This is a genomic window from Paraprevotella clara YIT 11840 (genome assembly GCF_000233955.1).
GTDB lineage: Bacteria > Bacteroidota > Bacteroidia > Bacteroidales > Bacteroidaceae > Paraprevotella > Paraprevotella clara.
Window position 1 is genome coordinate 1 of the sequence record NZ_JH376646.1, and the last position, 550, is coordinate 550.

Consider the following 550-nt stretch of genomic DNA (forward strand, 5'->3'; position numbering starts at 1 on the left):
TTAATGAAAAGAATCTTATTTATAGCCATGTTAGGTGGTATAGGTTTTACCACTGTACAATGTACTAAAACTATTGAGGAACGTGTAGAAGTAATTCGTGAACGCGGCAATGCTATTCTTTCAGGCAATGGAATTCCTGATGCCTCTTTAGGGAAAGTTGGTGATTATTACTTAGACCTCAGCGGAGTAAACCTCTACGGAGCTAAAACTGCTGAAGGTTGGGGTAACCCTATCAGTTTGCGCGGCTTGAAAGGCGATAAAGGTAATGACGGACAAAATGGAACTGACGCCCCTGTGCCGAATATAAAAGGAGGTTATTGGTACATTGGTGAAACTAACACAGGCATCAAGGCCGAAGGAAAAGACGGAACTAATGGCAGTAATGGTTCTAACGGAACTAATGGTAAAGATGGAAAGGACGGAAAAGATGGCATTACTCCTACCATTTCAGCTGACGGCTATTGGGTAGTAAACGGACAAAAAACAAACATCAAAGCAAAAGGAACTGATGGCAGCAATGGTTCTAACGGAACTAATGGTAAAGATGGAA

1 pseudogene is annotated in these 550 nt (G+C 41.6%); it reads left to right on the forward strand.

The window, feature by feature from the left end:
- Positions 1-550: pseudogene (locus HMPREF9441_RS16125) on the forward strand (hypothetical protein); the annotation flags it as partial.